The organism is Pseudomonas putida (genome assembly GCF_003228315.1).
GTDB lineage: Bacteria > Pseudomonadota > Gammaproteobacteria > Pseudomonadales > Pseudomonadaceae > Aquipseudomonas > Aquipseudomonas putida_S.
Genome location: NZ_CP029693.1, coordinates 2098656 through 2121802, shown reverse-complemented (window position 1 = coordinate 2121802; position 23147 = coordinate 2098656). Strand labels below are relative to the sequence as shown.

At 53.6% G+C, this 23147-nt stretch carries 17 protein-coding genes and 1 pseudogene; 6 read left to right on the top strand and 12 right to left on the bottom strand.

Translation table 11 applies throughout. The annotated features are described in order from the left end of the window. Positions 1-609: 609 nt before the first annotated feature. The 10 genes and pseudogenes from DKY63_RS09615 to DKY63_RS09575 all read right to left on the bottom strand — a co-directional run bounded on the left by DKY63_RS09615 (position 610) and on the right by DKY63_RS09575 (position 12764). Positions 610-1864, bottom strand: a pseudogene (locus DKY63_RS09615) (FAD-dependent oxidoreductase). Continuing rightward, positions 1861-2097, bottom strand: a complete 237-nt coding sequence (locus DKY63_RS09610; protein WP_110963870.1) for a 2Fe-2S iron-sulfur cluster-binding protein — start codon at positions 2095-2097, stop codon at positions 1861-1863. The pseudogene DKY63_RS09615 and the gene DKY63_RS09610 overlap by 4 nt, the downstream one beginning before the upstream one ends. After that, on the bottom strand, positions 2090-3205 hold the full coding sequence (locus DKY63_RS09605) for an NAD(P)/FAD-dependent oxidoreductase (RefSeq protein ID WP_110963869.1): 1116 nt from the start codon (positions 3203-3205) through the stop codon (positions 2090-2092). Before DKY63_RS09605 ends, DKY63_RS09610 begins: the two co-directional genes overlap by 8 nt. After that, complete coding sequence (locus DKY63_RS09600; protein WP_110963868.1) at positions 3202-4134, bottom strand: 4-hydroxyproline epimerase; 933 nt, start codon at positions 4132-4134, stop codon at positions 3202-3204. Before DKY63_RS09600 ends, DKY63_RS09605 begins: the two co-directional genes overlap by 4 nt. A 112-nt stretch (positions 4135-4246) precedes the next feature. Continuing rightward, positions 4247-4918, bottom strand: a complete 672-nt coding sequence (locus DKY63_RS09595; RefSeq protein WP_110963867.1) for a GntR family transcriptional regulator — start codon at positions 4916-4918, stop codon at positions 4247-4249. 940 nt (positions 4919-5858) lie between these two features. Further along, positions 5859-7856, bottom strand: a complete 1998-nt coding sequence (locus DKY63_RS32165) for a TniQ family protein (protein WP_157755719.1) — start codon at positions 7854-7856, stop codon at positions 5859-5861. After that, complete coding sequence (locus DKY63_RS09585) at positions 7853-8800, bottom strand: TniB family NTP-binding protein (RefSeq protein WP_096511964.1); 948 nt, start codon at positions 8798-8800, stop codon at positions 7853-7855. The genes DKY63_RS32165 and DKY63_RS09585 overlap by 4 nt, the downstream gene beginning before the upstream one ends. Further along, complete coding sequence (locus DKY63_RS09580; RefSeq protein ID WP_110963866.1) at positions 8784-10622, bottom strand: helix-turn-helix domain-containing protein; 1839 nt, start codon at positions 10620-10622, stop codon at positions 8784-8786. Before DKY63_RS09580 ends, DKY63_RS09585 begins: the two co-directional genes overlap by 17 nt. Continuing rightward, positions 10609-11250, bottom strand: a complete 642-nt coding sequence (locus tag DKY63_RS32160) for a hypothetical protein (protein ID WP_157755718.1) — start codon at positions 11248-11250, stop codon at positions 10609-10611. The genes DKY63_RS09580 and DKY63_RS32160 overlap by 14 nt, the downstream gene beginning before the upstream one ends. Positions 11251-12041: 791 nt before the next feature. Next, positions 12042-12764, bottom strand: a complete 723-nt coding sequence (locus DKY63_RS09575; protein ID WP_096511963.1) for a DNA-binding protein — start codon at positions 12762-12764, stop codon at positions 12042-12044. A gap of 836 nt (positions 12765-13600) precedes the next feature. Between DKY63_RS09575 and DKY63_RS09570 the strand changes: the two genes are divergently transcribed. Together DKY63_RS09570 and DKY63_RS09565 are read left to right on the top strand one after the other, a co-directional pair. Then, positions 13601-14299 (top strand): hypothetical protein, encoded by a 699-nt coding sequence (locus DKY63_RS09570; protein WP_239499393.1) that lies wholly within the window; start codon positions 13601-13603, stop codon positions 14297-14299. 36 nt (positions 14300-14335) lie between these two features. Beyond that, a complete protein-coding gene (locus DKY63_RS09565) occupies positions 14336-14869 on the top strand; it encodes a hypothetical protein (RefSeq protein WP_096511962.1) in 534 nt (177 codons plus the stop codon). Positions 14870-15977: 1108 nt separating this feature from the next. Here DKY63_RS09565 and DKY63_RS09560 read toward each other — a convergent pair. Then, positions 15978-16577, bottom strand: a complete 600-nt coding sequence (locus DKY63_RS09560) for a hypothetical protein (RefSeq protein ID WP_096511961.1) — start codon at positions 16575-16577, stop codon at positions 15978-15980. 199 nt (positions 16578-16776) lie between these two features. Then, positions 16777-17652 (bottom strand): WYL domain-containing protein, encoded by an 876-nt coding sequence (locus DKY63_RS09555; RefSeq protein ID WP_096511960.1) that lies wholly within the window; start codon positions 17650-17652, stop codon positions 16777-16779. Positions 17653-17782: 130 nt separating this feature from the next. Here DKY63_RS09555 and DKY63_RS09550 point away from each other — a divergent pair, with 130 nt between their 5' ends. The 4 genes from DKY63_RS09550 to DKY63_RS09535 are packed head-to-tail and all read left to right on the top strand — an operon-like array spanning position 17783 to position 23080. Further along, positions 17783-18973 (top strand): metallohydrolase, encoded by a 1191-nt coding sequence (locus DKY63_RS09550; protein WP_096511959.1) that lies wholly within the window; start codon positions 17783-17785, stop codon positions 18971-18973. Further along, entirely contained in the window at positions 18970-21210 is a 2241-nt protein-coding gene (locus tag DKY63_RS09545; RefSeq protein ID WP_110963865.1) for a ThiF family adenylyltransferase, read from the top strand. Before DKY63_RS09550 ends, DKY63_RS09545 begins: the two co-directional genes overlap by 4 nt. After that, positions 21210-22268, top strand: coding sequence for a ComEC/Rec2 family competence protein (locus DKY63_RS09540; protein ID WP_157755717.1), 1059 nt, complete (start codon positions 21210-21212; stop codon positions 22266-22268). The genes DKY63_RS09545 and DKY63_RS09540 overlap by 1 nt, the downstream gene beginning before the upstream one ends. Further along, positions 22268-23080 (top strand): hypothetical protein, encoded by an 813-nt coding sequence (locus tag DKY63_RS09535; protein ID WP_204354316.1) that lies wholly within the window; start codon positions 22268-22270, stop codon positions 23078-23080. The genes DKY63_RS09540 and DKY63_RS09535 overlap by 1 nt, the downstream gene beginning before the upstream one ends. Positions 23081-23147 lie beyond the last annotated feature (67 nt).

The following is a 23147-nucleotide window of genomic DNA, read 5'->3' as shown; positions in this document are numbered from 1 at the left end:
CCTCGTTCCACTCGACAGCTCCTACACAGTTCCCCAAATGGGCGCATACCTGTGGGTGCTGGCTCGCCAGCGATGGCGGCCTGTCAGCCGACCAATGTCTTCCAGATGTACCCCAATCCCCTGTAGGAGCGAGCCTGCTCGCGATGGTCGTCAACGATAACGCTGGCCGCCTGACACCCCGCGGTGTCCCGTCGTCCATCGCGAGCAGGCTCGCTCCTACAGGGGGATGTGTGCGCTTCAATTGACAGGCCGGCCGGTAGGCCGCCTCGCTTTTGATGTTGACCTGCCCCGTCGGAAGGCCGAGTGGAGGTGTTCATCCGGGGGTAAGGCGCGCAGCGCCGTGCGGCGCAGCCGCACACATCGAGAGGAGGTGCAGCGCAGCAAACCGGAGGCGATGCCCCCGGATGAATACCGGAGCGAGGGAACCCTGAGCCTAAGCGAAGGGCCGTACGTCAGGGGATCAAAGCGCTTGGTTACTTGGCGCTTTTCCAAGTAACCCGCCGTCAGGGCGGAACCTTAAGTGGCCGTTACCAAAAAAATGGATATGTACTCGACAAGGAGGGCGCCATCGCGAGCAGGCTCGCTCCCACAGAAAACACCATCAAACCTTCAAACCGGCGGCGCATCATCCACACACAACAACGTTTCAATTCGAGCCGGACTGAACGGCGGCCTCGGCGCCGAAGGTTGCCAGTCAAACAAATACTGCAACGCCCCCCACAAACCCGCCCCTGACACGCTCCCATGCCGCATCGACTGGCCAACTTGGCACCACGCCAATCAGTGTGCCCGGCGATGGCGGAGTAGGGCACATCTTCACAACGACAGACCAGCGTATCCTCCCGCGCCAAAGTCTTGAGCTGCGGATCAAGCCCGAATGCACGATTCAACGCCCCGGCAAAACCCTGCCAACGCGCCCGACGCGGCCACAGCTGTCGGGCCGCCACGGTGTTACCGACAGCCGCGTGCCCGGCGATAGCCCCTTCCACCAACGCCAGTTCGCTGCCACCAAACCCGGTGCATTCCCCGGCCGCAAAGTGATTGGCCACACTCGTCGCTTGCCAGGCATCGACTGCGAGCGCCGAACCGGCCAGTTCGCAACCCAGCGCCTGGCCAAGCTGTGTGTTGGGAATCAGGCCGAAACCACAGGCCAGACGATCACAGGCCAGCTCGACGATTTTGCCTTGCTGGCGCAAGCGCACGGCCTCCAACCGTTGATTGCCCAACGCCTCGACGACGTGCGTACCCGTGCGGTACTCGCGGTCGAACAGGCTAAAGGACTGCAGCCACTTGCCCGGCCAGCGTGGCAGTTGCAGGGCGAACCGGATGACGGCCCCCAAAGCAGCTTGTTCGGCGATGCGCAGCACCTGGGCACCGTTGTGTTTCGCAGTGGCGGCGCTGGCCAGCAACAGGGGCCCGCTACCGGCGATCACGAGGCGTTCGCCCTGCACCGGCAAACCACCCTTGATCAGCGCCTGAAGCCCTCCGGCCCCGGTGACGCCCGGCAAGGTCCAGCCGGGGAAGGGCAGCAGCAATTCACGGGCACCGGTGCACAGAATCAGCTTGTCGTAATCGATCAACCAGCCGTGATCAGCGTCTTCCACCAGCAACTGGTTGGGCGCGGAACGGGCGATCACCCGAGTGCCCGGATGGTGGCGAATGTTGCTGCAGGCGTGCAGGCGCTCACGCATTTGCCACGCCTGATTCGGCAGGCTGGCTTGCGGCCCGTCGCGCCAGATCTGCCCCCCGACTGCGGGTTGTCGTCGAGCAGGACAATGCGCGCGCCACTGGAAGCGGCGGCGAGGGCGGCGCTCATTCCGGCGGGGCCGGCGCCAATGATCAACAGGTCGGCGTATTCATTCATGGTCGGGTCTGCACCTGCATGTCGTTCTCGCACAGGGTCTGGCAGGCCAGTCGGCGACGGCCGTTGATGGTCACCCGGCACTCCTGGCAAATGCCCATGCCGCATAGCGGTGCGCGTCGCTGCCCGCTGACCGAGGTGCGGCTGCTACCGTCGCCGGCGAGGGCCAGTGCGGCTGCGACAGTCGTGCCCTCGGCCACCCGCAGGGCGCAGCCGTCCAGGATCAAATCAGGCATGGATGGCCTCTCCGAGAAAACGTTGCGGTAGATAGGGTTGCGCCGCCAGTGGCGATGTCTCGCCGAACAATTGCGCAACCAGCAAGTCCGCCGTGCCAGGGGCGGTGGTGACCCCGAGTCCTTCGTGCCCGACGGCCAGCCACAGGCCCTTGCGTTGCGGGTGCTGGCCCACCAGCGGCAGGCCGTCGGGGCTGGCGGCGCGAAAGCCGGTCCAGGCTCGGATGCCGTTGAGCTGCGCCAGGCCGGGCATGTACTCGATTGCGCGCTTGAGCATTTTCGCCAACATCCAGCCTTCGACCTCAGGATCCGTTGTGCCGAATTGCCGCGAGGCGCCAATGAACAATTGCCCGGTCGGTCGCGGCTGGATATTGCAGGCGGTCGACGGCCCCGTGGCGTTGTGGGCACTGGTGACATAGCCCAGTTCCACCAGCGTGTGGGTGACCTTGCCGGGGTAGCGATCGGTGATCAGCAGGTGACCTTTTTTCGGTTCGATCGGCAATTCCGGGCACAGCTCGGTGGCCTGTATGCCGTTGGCCAGAATGACCGCCTCGGCGTGCAGCCACTGGCCGTCTTCGAGGCGCACGCGGTTGCCGTCGACTTCGCTGACCCGTGCCCGCCGTTGTTCGATGTTGGCGTTGTCGAGCATCCAGTGGGCCGTCGCCGGGGCGTAGAGAATGCCGTCGCCGTTAATCAGCAAACCCCCTTCCAGGCCTTCGCGTAATGCCGGCTCACGGCTGTGCAAGGCACGGTGGGCGACCAGTTCGCAGGCCACGCCCTGGGCCTGAAGGTTCAGGTATTTGCTCTCGGCCACGGCCATTTCTTCGGCATTGGCCGCCAGCCACAAGGTACCGTTACTGCGGTACGCGCAACCCTCGGGCAGGTCCGGCCCCAGTTCGCGCCAGCGTTGCAGCGAATATTGACTCAAGGCCAGCTCGGCCGGGTTGTCATCGAGCACCAGCAAGTGCCCCATGCCCGCTGCCGTCGCGCCGTGCAGGCCGGCGTCCAGCACCAGCACGCGCAAGCCGCGTCGGGCCAGGGCCTGGGCGCAAGCGGCGCCGATGATGCCGGCACCGATCACGATCACATCGGCCGCCTGGCCCTGGGTCACGGGCGAATGCCCCAGGCGAACGGGTCGTCCTGTTCGATGATCAGGCTGGCCTCGGCGCTGATGAAGGCGCGGCCGCGAATCGTCGGCACGATGCGCTCGCCTTGCAGTTCGTACGAGCCCTCGAACTCGCTGCCGATCACGCTCGCCTGACGCCAGATCTGCCCCGGCTGCAATTTGTCATCGGCTGCCAGGCACGCCAGTTTGGCGCTGGTGCCGGTGCCGCACGGTGAACGGTCGTAGGCCTTGCCGGGGCAGAGCACGAAGTTGCGGCTGTCGGCCTGGGCATCGTCGGCGAACAGTTCGACATGGTCGATCAATCCGCCGTCTTCACCGCGAATGCCCTGATCTTCCAGGGCTTGCTGCACCGCGTAGGTATAGGCAGTCAGTGCATCGAGGTTGTCGCCGGCGACCCGCAGGCCGTGCTCGGCAATGAGGAAAAACCAGTTGCCGCCCCAGGCGATGTCACCGACCACCTCACCAATCCCCGGTACCTGCAACGCCACCGCCTTTCGATAGCGGTAAGCCGGCACGTTGCGCACGCTGACGGAGTGGTCCGGATGCAGGGTCGCCTGCACCGTGCCCACCGGCGTTTCGATGCTGTGCACGCCCGGGCCGATCTTGCCCAGATGCGCCAGCGAGGCCACCAGGCCGATGGTGCCGTGGCCGCACATGCCGAGGTAGCCGGTGTTGTTGAAAAAAATCACCCCGGCGCAGGCACTCGGGTCGACCGGTTCGCACAACAATGCGCCGACCAGCACATCGCTGCCCCGTGGTTCGAGCACGCAGGCGGCGCGCCAATGGTCATGTTTTTCAGCCAGCTGCTGTCGACGTTCGGCCATGCTGCCGTTGCCCAGGTCGGGGAAACCGGCGGTCACCAGACGGGTCGGTTCGCCGCCGGTGTGGGAGTCAATCACAGTGATGCGTTTCATGAAGGCCACGTCCGTTCAGATGAGTGAACGCAAGAGTGGCTTGTGCGGGGCGCGGGCGGCTTGATGGTTTTATCCTGTGCCGATGACGAAATCGGCACAGTGCAAATGACTGTCAGTGATGGTGCGGCAGGTGCTCGAACAGGGTCTTGCAGACGCCGGCAATGTGCTCGTCGAGCAGCTTCACCGCCCGGTCGACGTCGCCAGCGCGGCAGGCAGCGATGATTTCCCGGTGTTCGTGATCGGCGCGCTCCTTGCCGGCCGACAGGCTCATCTGCATGCGCAGGTAACGCTCCAGCTTGTCGTTGACCGAACGGATCAGGCCCACCAGAAACGGCCGTTGCGCCGGTTCGTAGAGGCAGGCGTGCAGTTCCCAGTTCAGCTCTGCCCAGCGCCCCACGTCATCCTCGCCAACGAACTCCTGGCAGATGCTCTCGGCGCGGGCAAAGGTGGCTTCGGTCATGTTCGGGATGGCCAGGCGTAGCACCTTGTCTTCGAGCAACATGCGCACTTCGAACATCTGCGCCAGTTCCGCATCGGACACCCGCGTGACCATCGCCCCGCGATTGCGCTGGAACATCACCAGGCCTTCGGCTTCCAGACGCTTGAGGGCTTCGCGCACGGGGATCTTGCTGACGTTGAACTGCCGGGCGATGTCGTCCTGGCGAATCGGTTCATCCTCGGCGAAATGCCCGGCGACGATGGCATCGCGCAGGTGTCGGGTGATGATTTCCGATGTCGAGGGGGCATTGCCCAAGTCGGGAGCATTGAATTTGGGTAGGGTCACGGCGGCGGTCGTTCGGAGTTATTTGGCGATATGGTATACGAACATGGATTTGCATTGTAAATGGAATTGAGGGTACGGCGGAACAATGGGTTAGAACTAGATTTTTTTACCCTTTGAAATTTTTTTTTCATTTAGAGAGAGATTATGTACCTAGTTATCCTTTCCAGGGATATTTAACCGTTGAGCAATTTCACTTTACGCGATTCCTGGATCCACTGAGGGAGGGGGCGAATCCACTCCGGTTCGTTTTTCGGCTGAGATTGTGAGTGCGTGGATAGCGTATGTTTGAGTTGGTTTGGGACTGTATCTTCTCTGGTTCGATGATTATGAGTTGAGCGAGGATCAGATCGTATACGACGGCATTCCGACCGTTAGCATTTTAGGGCTCGCTATCATGCAAGGCGAGCCGTAATGTGGGGTAGAGGTTTAAGTAAGATTTAAGCTGAATTCGCGAGCTCCTTGAGAAGTTTATTAGTGGTTTCGCGGTTCGTTCTCACTTTAATATGAGTATGATTACATTAATAATTTTCATAAATGCATGTAGATTAAGCGTTATGGAGAAATTGTCACTATCTTAGTGTTTATTTGATGCGGCTGGGAGATTTTCTGAAAGGATCAGTGTGGACGCTGACAAGGAATTAGGGCGGGCGTCTGGGCGATTGCATTACCAGCTTTCATAACATTACAACCGGCGCATGGATCTCAGGCGACATAGTATCCCGACTAGATTAATGGTTGAGGCTTGAATTCATGCCTGGTTTACAGTTCGGTAAGTTATTCGAGCGCTGAAAAGGTAAGCGGACAATTGACCAGCAATTATATTGAAAAAAGCAGTTTCGGAGCGAAAAGTGATCGTGCAACGAAGAAGCCCTTCGCTCAATTAAACTCATGTGTGTTGAAGTTTTAATATGACGCAAAAGTAATTTAACTGTTGTGTGGTTTAAAATTTTTGCTCGTTGGTTAACGTTGCGCTGTGTTTTTTCACTGTGTATTGCTTCATTACCCTTTGTGCCTCTGTGCGAAGTAAAGTCACCTGTCCATTAATGAAGTCTGGATGATCTCTGGAAAGTGGAACCATGCCTCCCTGCTCTATTATTTTTATAATCGCCTCTGTATTGCGCATGAACTCTGTTGCGAGCGTCTGAAGTGTAGTGTATTTTTTTATGTGTTTAATTATACGATTGGCGTCGGGCAAGCTGATTATGCTGGTGTGTCGGAGTAATGTAGAGCTTATAAATCCTGAGCGTATGAAGCGAATAATAATCAGATGCGGACTGCAGTTTGCTTTTTTGCTGACTTCAGATACGGAAAGGTTTTTTTTGCGCCAGGCGATAGCCCTTAGAACGCTTTCTCCGGTGCAAAGCTCGCGCCCTTTTATCTTGTCGCGATTAATTACACTTTTTGTCTGAATTATCCCTAAGTCAATTAATCTGCTGATGTCAGTCCGGGAGATTGCTAAGAGTTCGGCTGTTTGTTTAAAAGTTAATAATGAGTCAGCAGATAAAGGAGGTTTTACAAAAGCCACAGTCTGTTTGTCTACCGTAGAAATGAGTTCCAAAGGGATTTGGTTTCTGAGGTAAATTATGATTTTGTTGGCGTATAAAGTGGTTTTAATAATGGTTGGGATAAAGTTGTCGATGAGGGCCTTGAGTTCAGCATTTCGCAAGCCGCTTCTGGCAGCGATTTCTGATCGGAGAATGTATTTTTCGTTAAAGTCTCTAATTGATAATAGCGTAGTTTTTGGTGATTCTACGTATTTTGATTTAAAGCCCTTTAATAAACCCGAACTGATCAAGTATTTTACAGTTCGAGGGGTGGTATGTAGAAGCGCTGCAGCTTTTTTATGATCAAGCAGTTCGAAGTTTGATTCTGGTGTTGCGTAGACATCCTCCAAGTCCCATGCGCAGTAGTTTTGGTTTATCAGGGTGTTACAAATATTAGGGCATTTATAAAGTGGTCTGCGTACGCTTGGGTAACTTTTTAGATCTGTTCTGATACATAATTTTTCTGCTTTAAGTTGTGTGACATTTGAAATTGTACCAAATATGTAAATAAGTTCTGGGTCTGTAAATAATAGCTCGCTGCACTTGCAGTCTTGTTCATGGTTTAACGGTTTTGATTTATGGCTGTTGTAGAAATATTCGATACCGAATTTGCTTAGGGTTGCATCCGGGCTTAGGATAAATGGTGCCAGCAAAGCTCGATGATGAAGGCTCGGGAAATATTCTTGTAGCTTTCGCATTTCTTGAAAAAAATCGTTTTTTGTACCGGATGCGATTTTAACGCAAGCCTCCATAAAATTGAAACTTTCATCGGATGAACGCAAATAACGGAAAGCAGACATCGATGCCAATAATAGCTTGAAAAAATGTTCGTTACTTTCGAGCATCGCTACTCTAATTGCTTCGCTGGTGTTGTTGTCAGATGGTTGGGAAACTGATTGACGGAGGTCAAATCCGCAACTGCAATGGTAGTTTTTCAAGAGTAGCCAATCGAGGGGGGCGTCGCATTTCGGGCAGGATGCGATGTATCGTTCTGCATGAATGGGGCACACATCCGAAAACTTGAGTGTATGCATCATTTCTAGATGACCGATGCGAATGCAGCTAGGGCAAAGTGCTAGTTGTTGGCGAAGCAGTGGAGCCGGAAACGAAACTCCATTAATGACGATGTAACTTTGACTTCCGAGTCTGCGTTTTGAGTGGAAGGCTGCTTCGAATAATTCTTTATCCGGTGGATCCAGTAGTTCATGCTCGGAAAGTAGCTTATGAGCTTCTGAGTTTTCCCATTGACTGTTCGCGATGTTTTTGAGTTTTAGCCCAAGGACTGAGCTGAAAAATTTAAGATTTTCGTATCCATTTGCCGTTGCACAGCGAAATAATAGAGAAACACTGCTTTCTTGTGGATGAGGTATCGGTACGAATATTAGTTTAGTCATTTTTTCTTCGTACTCGTGGTAATTATTTTTTTTAGCTCGCTGCATGTTTTTTCAAATGGGTTGTGCTCGGTAAGTCGAGTTGCGAGTTTTACTTGGCCGGCGGCCATCGAGAAGTCAGAAATAGTTAAATTGTTATCGTTTCGATTCAATGCATTTATCAGCGAGGCGTTTAGAAGCACCCTAAGGGCGCGCATGTTGCCACCGGTGGCCGCATAAAAAGAAAGTAGTAGTTTCTCGTCCGTGAGCGGCGGGATCTCGATGAAACCCACTGACTCTTTTAGATGAATAGCAAATGCGCGGATCAGTTTGAGGTAGTTACTGTAACTTTCCGGGGTTGCGAGAGAAAATGGCGAGAGCCTGGCGCGGTACGGGAAACGGTCGGCAAGGGCTTGATGTTGATCGATTACGAGCTCGCATGCAGGAGGGCCTACAAGCATCACTTCACCCATGTATATGTCGGTTAGTACTTTTACCCAGTCGGCTGCGCTTTGCAGTGCACGTCCTGTTCCGCCCCTTAGCAAGTGTTGCCATTCATCTAATATAATTAAAACAGTTTGGCATGTATCAAGTATGTTAAATAGGCGAAATTCCAGAGCGTCGACGGATTGGTATTTTGTATAGGTTTCGAAGCAATTGAGCAGGCGAGTAACCAGTGTTTTGATCGTGGCATTGTTAGGGACACGGCAATAAATCACTGGATTGATAATGTGGACACCGTCGTCTGTATGTTTTTTTGTGGGAGGGCCTAGCTCAGCCAGGATGTCATCACAAACTCGAGTTTTTCCGGTGCCTGGATCTCCCAACAATATGACACAAGTTGGTTCGCCGCGGAGTCGTGTGGCCTCCATTGAACGATGGATAGTGTCTAGTGCTTCGCAATATTGGGGGTGAGCGACAGTGAACGCTTTGAATTTTTTTATTTTTTCTTCATTCATCAGATTCATGATGCAAGGTACTCCCAATCTGGTAAGTGGGGAAGTTTGATGGGTCTGCTACCGGGCGGGTGAGAGGTGGGCTAGACGGAGTTTTCTTTGAGCTAGAGGTTTTTTTCAGTTTGTTTTCGTTCTGGTATTCCTGGATGCGTTGGCTCAGTTCGTAAAGCTTGAGGCAGGCTACTGTATGGTCGAATTTTTTCCGCTCACTAATAAATGCTTTGCGAACTGCGTTATGATCTGTCAGGGATAAGCCATTTTGATAATCCGGATTTGTAGCAATTGCGGGATGCCAGTCATCGGGAGTATTGGGGTGAGCCACCCAAACAGTGCCGAGGTCGCAGGGGTTGAAATACACAATTGCGCGCTGCTTAGGTGCCAGTCGTTCGCTCACTTCGAAGAGCCCCGGTCCATACCAAGCGAGGCGCGATTTTTCGACCATCCCTCGGTCCACTCGCAAGTTCCAATTGCTTAGGCAGAGATTCTTTAGTTCCAGTTCGCTGAATTGCTCGGGCGGTGGGGTTGATGCTACTAGGGCCTCGTGCCTTTTATTAGGGCTTGTACAAAGTTCCTCATGCCAAGAACTGTGATATGCATCAATCCAAAGGGTAAATGCACTTCTAAGTTGTTCGAGTGTTAAGCAGGCTCGCTGCGCCGATGGGTAGTCTCCCCGCTCTCTAGGGCTGCCTTTAGTGGTGCCCGGTAGGTTGTGGCAAAATCCCGTATTTACGGTACCGTAGAATCTTTCAATAAAAGATTTAGCATCGTAGTCGCCTACCGGTACATAATCGGTGACAATGCCGAGGGTATTGCATGCAGTCAATGTCCACGTGTTGAAGACTTCTGCTCCATGATCGGAGAAAATAGTTGCCATTTTCCCGTCGGTCACAATAGCTCGGATCGTGGCACTCATCATTTTTTCGGCGCAGGGTGGGCCTATAGAAATATCCCACCCAGGGCATCTTCGAGTAGAGGGTTTTATGTGGGCGGACAATGTCGGCCTACCGATTAGCTGTCCTTTATTATCGACAATATTCACATCCATTTTTTGACTGTCAAACAAGGTGCATGCATAGGGATCAGTGTCGATATATAGGTGGCCGCTGGCTTTGGCCATGCGTTCTGCTGCTTTTAAGCCATGGCGTTTGTGTGCCACATGAAACCTATCAAAACTGAGCGCTCTTCGACGGAAAGTGGTATACGAAGGCGCAGTCATTGGCGATTTGCCATAGTGGTGACGCTCTCTGTTTTCCGCCGTTATGTGCCCGACGAGCAGACGGTAACAGTGGGTTAGCGTTGGTCGCTCTTCGGTCAAATACACAGTATTGATGTAGTGCCGGATGAGTTCTTCGACTGTGGCTTGTATCCTCTTTTTGCGTGAGCCCGGTTTCTTTTTAAGCAGTGAGAATAGGCTTTGATTGCTAGCGCAGTATCTATTCTTCCATTTCCAAACAGTACTAACACTTGGGGGTTTACTGTCGCCGATTCTTTTGGCGATGCGCTCGATTAGCAACTTTGCTTGTGCCTTTGGCAAACTCCCATTCAATTCCTGCAAGCTGCCGTCCACATAGGCTCGACGGTATAAACAGCGTTGTTTATCATCGGCTGAGAGTGACGCGAATTGAGCGGAAAGGCTGAGGTCGGTGGCGGCGCGCTGGTGTAGCAAAAGCTTGCCCTTTTGTTCCATGCTGGCAAACATTGTCACATCAATGAAACGATGGTACTGGTGGGCGAGTGAACAAAGTGAAATGAGTCCATCGTTGATGGACACGATTTCAAGAATGTGATTGTCGAGAGAGTATTGTGCGCCAACTTTGGGTTCAGTGATTTGCATGAGCCGTCTCTTCAATTGAGGTTTCAAGAGACAAACGGCGAGTAAAGTCAAACGCAATTCTCCGACAGAACATCGCTCGGTAAATAGCGCGTTCTCTCACCCCTTCGTGATGGTTGAGGATCTGTCGTAGGCTAATTGGATAGGGCTGTTTAGATAAAAACCGAAGGCAGGCGCCGTATTCATCGTCGCCCACATTGAACGAATGAAGATACAGGAACCTTAAGTTGCTCAGTTTAGGATTCTGTCGAATACTTTCTAGATCCGCAAACGCCAAGGTAACACCTTGGCACAGAAATTGTTGTTGCGCCGCTTCAAGTTTTAACCCCACGCGCGATGAAAGTTTATGAAAATCGGCTTTTACCTCGGTGTAGTACGCCGACTCCGTAGTCTCAACGAAAAAATCAGGGGAGTATTGTCGCGGACGTCCGGCAACGTTGACTTCAAAGGGCCCTGGTTGAGACTCGTAGCGAATGACTGCAGTGTCGTACTCTAATAATACGCAATAGTCCGCTTCCAGAGCGCTATGGCAGACTAGTGCTTGCTGATTTTTTCGTGACGGAAAAAAAATCAGGTGTTTTCCGTAATAAGCTGTTTGCAGCGGTCGGCGAGGTGGTTGATAAGTACCCATGGGTAAACCTCTTACTGAGCAGAAGATCTCTCGCACTCCGAACCGTGTGCGATTTGCCGTCGCCTTAATGCTAGAGAACGCACTGTGTTGTAGTCGCAACCCGCTCGATCATTGTTGACAGAGCAACACCGCAGAGCGGGCACTCTGTTGGTTGAGGGCAATGAGCCTCGGGTGTTAGGGCTCGCCGCAGCCTCACTGCGGTTCGTACCGGCATGCTTGGGGCTGGCATCAGTCTTCGAAATCGAGAGATAGCCAAATACTATCGCCCTGAATTGAGCCACCGACACAAAGGGTGGGTTGCTCATTTCTTTTTTTCGCGAAATCTCTTCAATCCAGAATAACTAGCGTACACCTTTGGTACAGATCGTCTACTGGTACGTGACAATCGGTATTAAGGTAATTAATTCAATAACCTATGTTGAATAATAGGTGCATCTGATTACGTTATTGGGCCAGGCGGAACATTTCTGGAAGGTGATCTTCAATGAGGTGTCGACACTTTTGGTACGTGTGATGGCACTCATCGGGTAGGGGATACTGCCGGGCTTAAGGAGGGCGTGGGCCGCATTCAACGATTTGCGGGGTGCACGCGTGGATTGTGGGCGATGAGTGTTGCTGAGCTTTTTGAGAATTATTGCTGCTGAAAAAAATGGTTTTAAGACGTACAGGGCATAAAGCTTGGAGTTGCTCAGGCAGGTTCTGCCGAGGCCGAACTTTGCATTTTTATAATTTTTGTACGGCTGGTCTGCAATCAATTGAACTGCTGCGGAGAGTTTTACGCTATTGGATAATTATAGGATTTTCTGTAGTTGTTGCAGGAGTCGGGCATTTTCACGATTAAGGTTGACCAGTTCTTTTTGTGAGCTCAACAGCAAGTCGGCTTGCTGCCTTCGCTCTTCCATTAGCAGTGTTATTTGTTTTGCATGTTGCTGAATAATGGCGTCGTGCAGCTCTTGGCGGGCTTGGCGGAACTGTTCAAAAGCTAAGTTGGCATGTTGCTGTTCATTTTCAAGCAACGCTATTTTGGTGTGTTGCTCCTGCAACATCCTGGTTAACTCATGGTTGTTTTGTTGGGCGAGGGACAACTCCTGAGCCTGTTGTTCCATCCGTCTTGTTGCTTCTTGCCACTGTTGCTGCTCGGTGAGCCGCCGCTCTGTCAGTTTATCGATGCTGTGTTGCTGGTCCTCCAAGTGCTGTTGCGCACGTTGCAACTGGGCGTTCAGTTGGGTTGTTTCCAATAAAAATTGAGCCTGCGTCTTACTCAGCTGTTCATTCGCTTCGGCTTGCAGTTGTTCACCCAAGCTTTGAACTAACTGCGCCAGCGGTTCGGTGAGGCGCTCCAGAGTGGCCTTGGGTGGTTCGTCGAGTTCCTTGAGATAATGGGAAATCGTGCTTTTGGATCCCGTATTGCCCAGCGCGATGCGTAGCGCGTCGATGGTGGGGCGCTTTCCTTGGGCCAGCAATGCCGTTTTCGCTTGCTGCACCAGCTGCTTGTTGATGCCTGTACGGGCCATGTCTTCCCCCTGTTTTTCACGCTGTAATACGTTGCATGTAATTACAGTGTACAAAGCAAAAAATCGAACGCTTGTTTTAGGTGAAAAATAGCGCGGGATAACTCGGGGTTATCCCGGGTCATGACCGTTCATCGGTGCTTTTTGCCTCGCCGGCGGTACGCAGCTCAGGGCTGGCCCGATTTTTTGCGACAGCGAGGAGTACCGGGCAGGATCGCGTCAGGAAGGGAACGCAGACTCCAGTGACTCAGCGTCGTGTCACTGAGTGAGATCCTTACATAATATAATACCGTGTTACAGATACAGCCAGAATCGGATTCACGAATGCTGGAATCCGTTACAGAGCGTCATTTCCGTTGTCTCGGTTTGCTGCAATGTACGGTTGTCTGAATCGCATTCACGCGAGAGGGTTTTCAACGACTGATCCGGCGCCGCATGCCGCTGCGTAGGCACCGTTGGGTGGTTGATGGTGTATTGGCTCAGGTGAGTCACCGAACCGCGATCGATTTCGCACCCCGCTACACAACCTTAATTGCAGGCGAACGGCCCCATCATCCTGGCGTAGTGCGCGAATGGGCAGGTTTGAGCAGTCCAGACGCTCCAATCCCTGAGCTTTTTTTGCAACCCTGCGGATAGCGGGCCCCGGGCCGCAGTACCGAGGCATTTGGTTGGGAGGGAGCGGGAGGCATCAGCGAATCCACCAGCGATGCGGTTGCACCGACGCGCCTGGGCTCAGGGTAGTTTTCGAAAGCAGGTACTTTGCGAGTATTATCTCTGCCTCGATAGTGGCGGTTTGCTACTGCATTTATCACGGCATGCAAAAAGGAAGTTGGCAGATCATGGTGCAACCTATTGATTTGGAAAGAATGGAGCCCGCGGTAGAGCCCGTCGAGGAAAAGCTGCACCGTGCAGTCAGAGCGGCCATTGGCGCACTTCCGATGATCGGCAGCCCTGCCTTGGAGTTTTTCAACTCCATATTCGAGGCGCCACTGAGCAAACGACGTGCCGAGGTCATCCGGCAAATCGGGGAAGGGTTAAACGATCTCATTGCACAAGGAATTGTGACCGAAGCGGGGCTTCAAGAAAACGAAGCGTTCATCAGCACAGTCGCGGAGGTGTGCAACATCTCACTGCGAAACCATCAGGCAGAAAAGCTTGAGGCGTTACGCAATGCCGCCATCAACTCTGCATTACCCGGATGTCCGAGCGATGACTATCGACAAATTTTTCTGCATTTTGTAGATGTGTGCACGGTTTCCCACATCAGGTTACTCAAACTTTTTGAGAATCCGAATCAGTGGTTCCTAGACAACAATCGGGCTGAACCCTATCGCACCGCAGTGTCTCTGTCCCAGGTGGTCGAGCACGCCATGCCTGAGCTGACGCGTAATCGCGAAATCCTCGATACCGTATGGGCTGATCTTTATCAGAAGGGTTTCGTGGACGTAAAACAAATGGAACTGGTGCTGAGTCATGAAAGCTGTTTTTCCAAACAGACGACGCGGTTCGGCAGCAAGTTAATCGCTTTTTTAAGTTAGTAGGTCAGCGCAGTCGTTGCTCATGATGGAGGTGGTGTGAAGCAAATTGTGTATGCGGGCAACGATCGTCAACCCTGCGTCGCCGAATACGCGATCGTGATTGACGACTCCGAAATGATTCAACGGGCGCACATTGTGGTCGTGCAATCTTCAAAAAAAGGCGCATGGACCAGTTTGTATAACACTGATGAAGGTCGTGACAATGTTTTGAATAGAATCTTGGCCCAAGAGTTACCAGGAGTCCGGATCGATTTTTTGTCCTTCAACCTTATTTTGGACCTGTCGGATCACATGGAAGGCTTCCGCTTTCCCATACGACTGAATTGGGATGACTACATCGCCAAAGGCAATCCGTACAAAAAATATCTAACGCCCGCGAGGAGCCTTAAACAGCTACTTCTGAAAATGCTCGGTAAAGGCGCAACTGAGATTCATGCTTGGAATGTGGTGGGTGGCTGTGCTGAGTTTTATACCGACTTCGAGGACCCTGAACGTCAGCGCCTGGACATAGCGCAGACGAGCAAGCTGCTGGAACAGGCTGGCTACAGTCGGCTTCCGCTTCGGGCTTGATGCGGTTGGTGACGGTTTCCCATGGCGCGCTGGCAGGTCGCGAATATTTCGTGGTTTGAAGGGCAAACGTTGGAAATGATACGTGTCAGGAGTAAGACCGTTCGTGACCATCGTGGCCTACCCTGCTGCTCCCCGCGCTACAGCGGCTTTGCCCGGTGTACGCTTGTCAGCATGGGCTGGTGCTCCGCGGCCTCAATCAAGCACCAGTGTTTCGCGCCATTCACCGATGGGGTTGCCTAGCAGCAGGGCAAGTCAACGCGAATAGTCTCTCGCGTAGTTTGTGATTGGCTTTTTTTGCACCGCGGTGCTTCTGACGGGGCATACTCTGCGCAGTCACTGCGCCGCGGTTTTGCTTTTCGGACCAGTCGCCACCACTGGAGTGGCAAACCGTTGGTGGTGTATCGGCGGGTGGGTGGTGCGGTCGGCGGCGCTGCAGTTAGGCCGATGCTCACCTCGATAATGGGGACGTTAAGCGCACCCACTGCTGAAGTGTTCGTGCTGGGGGAAGGGCGCAGATGCAGTGTCGTGACTGATGCCTAGAGGGGGATGTCGGAGGCCAGTCGTATGCCGGTTGACCGGTGCGCTGAGGATGGCAGGCCTGCAAAATTGGTTGTGACATGACCCGATCGCTCGCTTGGTTTTTTAACGCCTGTAAACCGCTTTTTCGATCTGTAAACCACTGAGGTTAACAACGCCAAAAAGTGGTTAACAGCAATTGCGAAATCGAACTCCCGTTGCCTCCCCGTAGGCATTTGAGCTGACCAGTCGTTTGTATGAGGTGATCAGCATGATTTGTGGGCGTGATCGGCAGAGAACGACCCAAAGCGCCGGCGTCATCGTCAAAACATCCAAAAAATATCCGAAAGCGGACGATAAAAAAATACGGCTGGTTTGGGCTGTTCTTTCGCTGATGTGGTCAACCCGTCTCGGACACGACGGTATATTTTTGCGTGAGTTGGCGACCCATCCAACGATGGGGTTGAATCCAGGCTACCTGTGCATAAGAAATGGTGGATATCGTTTGATGTGGGTATTTATTGTTATACGCGGCACACGAACTCCATCGACCCTTAGATATTTCCTATGTCAACGGCACATGCTTGAGCTACTAACGGGCCTCGACAAGGCTGAGTAGATGCTGAATAACCCTAGCGTAGCCAGAAAGTGAAGGCGCAATATCGCTTGGGTAGGCCAAGTCGTAGTCTTCACGATTGCCAAGATGGTCCGTGCAGAGGCGTGTCAGCCACCACGGGCTAATGATAGAAATACGGCACTCGGTTGTTTCAATGTTTGGCGGAAACGTATCGACTGTATTCACCAAAAGAATATGCCTCGAAGGCGCCGGGCGCGGTGGCAAAGCGTTAAACAACTCCTCAAGTCGTTGCTCCTCAGCAAATAGGTTGTTTTGCAATGTGAATCTGACGCCTAAAAATGTGCTCGTCTGGTAATCCCCTTCGATGGCCACCTCCTTGGCAGCAATTGAAATGCGCGCGAGAATTGCCGCTGTATCACGAATGCAATAACCAACGTTGCGGACGTCAAACAAACGTTCAGCTGTTACGAGCTTTCGCGTTTTACCTTTTTGCGGAACACTTGAGTCCCGCCCAGGCATTTGGTGATTAACATTGTGCAGCGGTGCTTCCTGTCCGATTGCGGCCTCTTCCGCGGCTTTCGCCTGACATTCCGAAAGATGTTTTTCTATATCCATCCGAGCTATATCGTCTGCCCAGGACGCTGTACGTCGGTGTTGGGAAAGCCTGGAAACAGCATTGAGAGAAGTCCCTATATATAGAAGTCGGCCAGTCGCATCGAAATGCCTATAAAGGTAGTGTTTCTTCGGCGAAGGTCTCATGGCTTTCCTGAATTCAATGAACCGAGGGCAAACAGTTGCGGTGTCGTTATCAGGCTTAAGACTGCAGCTTTGTAGCAGGCAAATGTTTTTCGATACGAAGCAAAACGATCTGTTGCTGCTCATCAACAGGGGCGCCCGGGGTGTCGTTCAGGTTAAGGCGCCGCTTGAGGTAATAGAGTTGCGGTTTGCGCGCTCGGATCTTGGTTTCTCCATCCACCATTTGGTAGTCGTGCTCGATCGCTTTGCGCTTGTTGGGTGGGTAAGTGGGGTTGGGCCCAATCACTACGTCTATGTAGGTCTCCCACTCTGTGTCTTCGGGGACCGGTGAGGGTGGGGGAAGAGAATCCACTACTGCAGCAATTCGTCCCAGAACAAAATCCTTAAAGATCTGCGATGTGAAGCAGAAGGCTCGGATATGCCACCGGAAGCCATCGTGTGCAAATGACGCTGGATGGATGGTGCGCAACGTTGGCTCGTCGAAATGAGTCATCGAGCGGTAGTCGACGGTAAGCGCCTCACCCTTCTGCAGCGCTCTGATCAGGCTGATGAGAATCTGCGCATCTACCTGGCGGGTGGGCGACGGCAGGCTTGCGGCAGGCGGCACCCACCCGATGAAGCTATCGCTGGCGGCTACGGTTCCGATTTCCCGCCACAGCAGTTCGTTGAGGTAATGGCCGCTGTTCGGGCTAGTCAGCACGGGCATAAATGTAGGCGCCGCCACGTAGGTCTTTTGTGTGCGGTCATAGATCATGTTGCCTGGCGCTAACTCTTGATAGGCCGCAAGGTCTAGCGACGCCTGGGGAACCGATATGCGGAAAAATGCCGTCAAATCAGCGCGATTGAGCCGGCCCTCCCAGAATAGTCTGAAGTCAATGAATTCGAGGCGTCTATCTTGCCCCCAGCGCCCGGTGCGTGCAGTCGGATTCGTCATGAGTATTTAGCCAAGCGATTAATGGGTATAAAAAATATTCGCATAAAATGTAGACGGGTCGTTTTTCTATACGTATCTTAACTGACGTGAAGGTTTTCTCAAGCTCGCACTGCGACCCGGGGAGGGATCTATGGCAGCGAAGATCACGTTTTTCCAAGTCGGCAATGGTGACATGTCCCTGGTGCGGCTTGCTGACACACGGGTCACGACCATTCTCATTGACAGCAATATTCGCGCAGCGGCCGATGATTCGGACGACGAAACGCCTGACGTTGCGAGTGCGCTTCGCAAGCGGTTGCTCATTGACAAGGATCAGCGTCCGTTTGTGGATGCCTTTCTTCTGAGCCACCCGGACCAGGATCATTGCCGCGGGCTGAGCAAGCATTTCTGGCTGGGCAATCCCGCCAACTACCCTGACGATAATCTGGCCCAAGAGGACAAGCGCATCCTAATTCGGGAGCTCTGGTCGTCGCCGCTGATCTTCCGACGCCGCTCGTCCAGTCACACGTTGTGTGACGACGCAGCCGCTTTCGACAAGGAGGCTCGCCGTCGGGTCGAGTATTGGCGCAGTTATCGAAGCGCGGGAAGTGGCAACCGCATCCTCATCATGGGCGAGGATCTCAAGGGCAAAACGGATAGCCTCGGCCCCATCGTCATCAAGTCCGGCGAAAAATTCAGCCGCATTGATGGTGAGGACTATCCCGCATATTTCAAAGCGCACCTGCTGGCTCCTGCGCCGCATGATGATGACTCCGCTCTTGAAGAACAGCTCAGCAAGAACGAGTCCAGCGTTGTCATGAACATCGAAATCTCCCCATCGGCGTACGCCACGACTAAAACTCGGTTCTTGGTGGGCGGCGATGCGGCGGTGCTCATCTGGGAGCGCATGTGGGAACGCTTCGAGGCAACCCCCGAAACCCTTGAGTACGACTTGCTGCTCGCGCCACACCATTGCTCCTGGCGCACCCTGTCCTATGACAGCTGGTCAGAGAAGGGGGAAAAAGCCAAGCTCAACGAGGGCGCGCGCAATGCCCTCGGCCAAGCTCGCGACGGCGCCACCATCGTTGCGAGCAGCAAAGCGATTCTCGATGATGACATTGATCCACCGAACATCCGGGCGAAGCGGGAGTACAAGGACATCCTGGATGACGTGGATGGCTGGTTTGGCTGCACCGGGGATCTCAAAGACCAGGCCGTTCTTGAGTTCACCGTGGAGTCCAGCGGGAAGGTTAAGCTGGCCGCAGTGGCTGCTGCACTGGCTGGGGCCACGACTACTTCGGTCGCGGCGGCCGTGGTGCCCCGGGCCGGTAGCGGGAAATGATCGAGTATTTCGTGCTTGGCGAAGTGCTAGAGCCGTCTCGGCAGCATGAGCTTTACCCCGAGACGGCTGCACTGCTGAGAGCTTGTTGCGCGAGCCCCTACATTGAGGTCCGCGAGTTGCGATGTGAAGCGTCGAAAATGTCTCGCACGGAGTACATCATCATCAATGCGGGTGACGGCACCGTCGACTCCGGCAATCCAGCTGGGATTCGTCGGCAGGAACGCCTTGCCATAGGTATCAATCCCCAGTACCGCGTTCCGATTTTGGTTCATGCCTTACGCAAGGACTTTCCTGCGCATTCACATCAGCACCCAAGAGCACCTGGGCGTCCGCGGACACTGTGTTTGTATGATGCCGACTGGGCGGCGGTACAGCTAAGTTGGACACCCGAGCGCTTCATTGCGCGGATGTTTTGGTGGCTGCGCGATTCAGCGCAGTTGAAGTTGCACCGGGATGATCAGCCGCTGGAGCAGCTTTTCTACATGAGTCCCTTTCAGCTAATTCTGCCTTCGAACTACGCTGAGTACGCGGCCGTTGGCGGAAAAACGCTGACCATCGGAAGGGTCGGAGGAAGTGATTCAGTCATCCTGCGTGCGGTGCCTTCATCACAGGCATCGCAATCCAAAGCTATACGGGTGGTCTCCATCGCAGTTCCGCCGGTGGACGCGACCACCGTGGTCGAATTGCCAGACACACTCGGGGCATTACAGGAACAGCTGGAGATATGGGGCAGTGACCTGTCAGAGCCACTTTACGACAGTGTGTTTGAAGCCATCTCTGAGGGAGTTTCACCTTCAGAGGGGATAGGCGAAGGCATCCTCATTCTCTTGTGGATTCCCCGTACTAGGCAGGGTGAGCCTGAACGGACGGACGTCTTGGGGTTCATGATGACCACCTCTCTGTTCGCCCTTGCTAAAGCATTTGACATGCTAGGTCTGCCCAATGTGCAAGGGCATTGCATGCGCATCGCACTGGTGGGTGGGCAGCGGGGAACTGCCTGGCGCTCTCTGGCGCCAGTGCCTGTTGAGGTACGCGCGGCGCTTACGACCAAGATGGCGCAAGACTTGTCAGCGGTGACGCCGGAAAGCGCTCAGTTCGATGGCGTCTTGGCCGGTGTAGGCGCACTTGGCAGTGCACTGTCAGACCTTTGGATTAGGCAACAATGGGGGCACTGGACATTCGTAGATCCAGATCGACTGATGCCGCATAACCTCAGTCGCCATGTAGCGTCCGACTGTGACATTGGCCTAGCTAAAGCCGATGTTATGCGAGACCTTGCATCCTGGATCTACCCCAATGAACCATCGCCAGTGGCTGTCGCAAAAAGCATCTTGTCACAGGACGAAGAGGTGCTCAGTGCTCTGTCACAAGCCCAGCTGGTTGTAGATGTGACGACGACCTTTCAGGTGCCCCGTGAGTTGGCTCGCACGGCCGACGCCCCACGTACGGCGAGCCTGTTTTTAACGCCATCGGGGCTTTCAAGCGTGATGATGCTCGAGGATCAGGCACGACAGCAGCGCGTCGACGGAATCGAAGGCCAATATTATCGGGCGATACTCAGCAGTGACTGGGGGCGGGAGCACCTAGCGAACCATTTCGGTGATCGATGGGTGGGCGGCGGCTGTCGGGACATTTCGGTGCGCCTGTCCAATGAGTGCATCCATGTTCACGCCGGCATTCTTTCGCGTCAGTTACGCCGGTCAGTGGCAAAGCCTGAAGCGCGTCTCTGCGTCTGGACTTATGAGGAGCAGTCAGGCGCGGTCGCCTCTCACGAGGTTTCTTTGTCCGAGGTTTGCACCACGACCTCGAACGGCTGGACCATCAAATACGATGCAGCGCTCATCGATAAGCTCAAGCAAGCACGCCTCATCGCGCTTCCCAATGAAATTGGTGGCTCCATCGTAGGGGTTACCGATTTGAAGGCCAGGACCCTCGTCATCGTTGACGTGCTGCCCACGCCACCCGATAGCCAATCCAGTCCCAGGCACTTCATCAGAGGTGAAGAGGGGCAGCAGGAGGCACTCGAAGAGGTACATCGTAGAACTGCCCGAGTGGTCGACTACCAAGGCGAGTGGCATTCACACCCAGATGGAGTTCCGGCACGCTCAAGTCAGGATGATCAAATTCTGCTGAATACGGTTCATCGCAAGATGAGTGTTGAGGGGTTGCCAGCATTGATGGTTATTGTCGCCAGAAACGAAATCTCCTTCATTGTTCGCTATAAGGACGCCGCATGATGAACTATGAGATCGATTTTTTGCCGGTGGGAGAAGGCTCCGGCGACGCAATCATCATCCGTTACGGTGATGACGTTAACGGCTATTACCTTCATGTAATCGATGGAGGGCGCACTGCGACGGCTGAGACCATCAGCACGCATATCAATACATTTTATCCGGGATATCACATCAGTCACATGGTGCTTTCGCACGCTGATGATGATCATGCGACTGGGCTGATTGGTGTGATGGAGCATCTTGAGGTCAAAAATCTTTGGATGAACAGGCCTTGGCTGTATGCCAATCAAATCCTCCATCACTTCCACGGTAATTTCACCCTGCAAGGATTGATCGACAACATCAAGGACAGGCATCCGTATTTGGTAGAGCTGGAGAGGCTTGCCGTCGAAAAGGGGACGTACATCCACGAGGTGTTTCAAGGTGCACAAATCGGCGCGTTTACCGTGCTAGCACCAACGAGAGAACGGTACGTCAATTCGATCCCCGATTTTGGCAAGTCACCCAACAGGTACACCGCCGAAGCGGCCGATTCACAAGAATACGGCTTACTGCGGTCTTTAATCGAAGGCGCAAAAAGGGTGCTGGAAAGCTGGGATATCGAAACGCTCGCGAGAAACACCGAGACGTCCGCGTCCAATGAAAGTTGCGTCGTGCAATATGCCGTACTCGAAGGCAAGGGCGTTCTGCTTACCGCTGACGTTGGTCCCATCGGGTTGGCGGAGGCTGCTGACTATGGAACTCAGCTTGGTCTCAGCAGGCCCAAGTTCGTGCAAGTGCCCCACCATGGAAGCAGGCATAATGTCACGCCTTCAGTTTTGGACCGGTGGCTTGGCCTCAAGCAACCACCAGGCAGCGTGGTCGGTACTGCTTTTTGCTCGGTCGGGTCAAATAAGCTCGACTACCCTCGAGCACAGGTGACGAACGCTTTCATGCGTAGGGGTTTCAAGGTCTACTCCACCCGCACTAAGTGGATTTCTCACTCCCACGGCTCCGGTCATCCCAATACAGTTCCGGCGGTGGCGGAGGAATTTACCAGCGAAGTGGAGAGTCTTTAATGGAGATTTTTAAGTTCTTCGACGCCTATTCTATTCGTGCAAGGTTGTTCCCAGCCATTATTGCAGCGGCGCCGGCACTCGCTGCGCTGGCACTCATGATTTCGTGGAAGACATTCGGACTTTCGAACATGATTGCGTCGCTGGGCCTACTTGTCATGCTATTCGCTATCGCGGATTTTTCACGTGCTCGCGGTCGCAAAATAGAATCAAAAATCTACGAAGAGCAAGGCGGTATTCCATCGATCGTCATGTTTCGCCGAAACGATCAGACCATTGATAGTCACTCGAAAGAGCGATATCGAGAGTTTCTCGCTGGAATGCTGAAGGTGGCAATGCCTAGTCCTGAAGAAGAGCACGAAAATCAGAGCGCTGCAGACGTGTTCTATGGTCAGTGCGGAGTGTGGCTTCGCCAAAATACTCGCAACTCGAAAGTCTTTCCGATCTTATTCGGAGAGAACGTCACATATGGCTTTCGCCGAAACCTGCTCGGTGTCAAACATTTTGCGTTGTTACTTAACGTTTTAGTGGTAGCAATTTGCATACTTATGCTTTGGCATATGTCATGGGATATTGAAGCCCCATTGGGTAGCAAAACTACGTTGGTTTTAATTGTAGCGGTAGCACACGCTGCATACATGATCTTTGCGGTAAATCGCAATGCAGTCTTTGACGCCTCGCGAGCTTATGGCCGTGAGCTGATTCTTAGCTGTGAGTCTTTTCTAGCACAGTCGAAGACTCCTGCCAGGAAGACGCCCGCACGCAAGAGCGTATCAAAGATAGAGAGTTCCTCCCCACCGCCTGGACAAACGTAATCGGAGGCTCCTACCTGACTTCGATGGGCAACTCTCTACGGACAATGGTTACTCGAGAAGAGATCAA

Bases quoted from the DNA above. Each gene is read 5' to 3' on its own strand.
- DKY63_RS09610 (WP_110963870.1), bottom strand. From the start codon at position 2,097: ATGCCTGATTTGATCCTGGACGGCTGCGCCCTGCGGGTGGCCGAGGGC.
- DKY63_RS09600 (WP_110963868.1), bottom strand. From the start codon at position 4,134: ATGAAACGCATCACTGTGATTGACTCCCACACCGGCGGCGAACCGACC.
- DKY63_RS32165 (WP_157755719.1), bottom strand. From the start codon at position 7,856: ATGACTAAACTAATATTCGTACCGATACCTCATCCACAAGAAAGCAGT.
- DKY63_RS09585 (WP_096511964.1), bottom strand. From the start codon at position 8,800: ATGAATCTGATGAATGAAGAAAAAATAAAAAAATTCAAAGCGTTCACT.
- DKY63_RS09580 (WP_110963866.1), bottom strand. From the start codon at position 10,622: ATGCAAATCACTGAACCCAAAGTTGGCGCACAATACTCTCTCGACAAT.
- DKY63_RS32160 (WP_157755718.1), bottom strand. From the start codon at position 11,250: ATGGGTACTTATCAACCACCTCGCCGACCGCTGCAAACAGCTTATTAC.
- DKY63_RS09575 (WP_096511963.1), bottom strand. From the start codon at position 12,764: ATGGCCCGTACAGGCATCAACAAGCAGCTGGTGCAGCAAGCGAAAACG.
- DKY63_RS09570 (WP_239499393.1), top strand. From the start codon at position 13,601: ATGGTGCAACCTATTGATTTGGAAAGAATGGAGCCCGCGGTAGAGCCC.
- DKY63_RS09560 (WP_096511961.1), bottom strand. From the start codon at position 16,577: ATGGATATAGAAAAACATCTTTCGGAATGTCAGGCGAAAGCCGCGGAA.
- DKY63_RS09555 (WP_096511960.1), bottom strand. From the start codon at position 17,652: ATGACGAATCCGACTGCACGCACCGGGCGCTGGGGGCAAGATAGACGC.
- DKY63_RS09550 (WP_096511959.1), top strand. From the start codon at position 17,783: ATGGCAGCGAAGATCACGTTTTTCCAAGTCGGCAATGGTGACATGTCC.
- DKY63_RS09545 (WP_110963865.1), top strand. From the start codon at position 18,970: ATGATCGAGTATTTCGTGCTTGGCGAAGTGCTAGAGCCGTCTCGGCAG.
- DKY63_RS09540 (WP_157755717.1), top strand. From the start codon at position 21,210: ATGAACTATGAGATCGATTTTTTGCCGGTGGGAGAAGGCTCCGGCGAC.
- DKY63_RS09535 (WP_204354316.1), top strand. From the start codon at position 22,268: ATGGAGATTTTTAAGTTCTTCGACGCCTATTCTATTCGTGCAAGGTTG.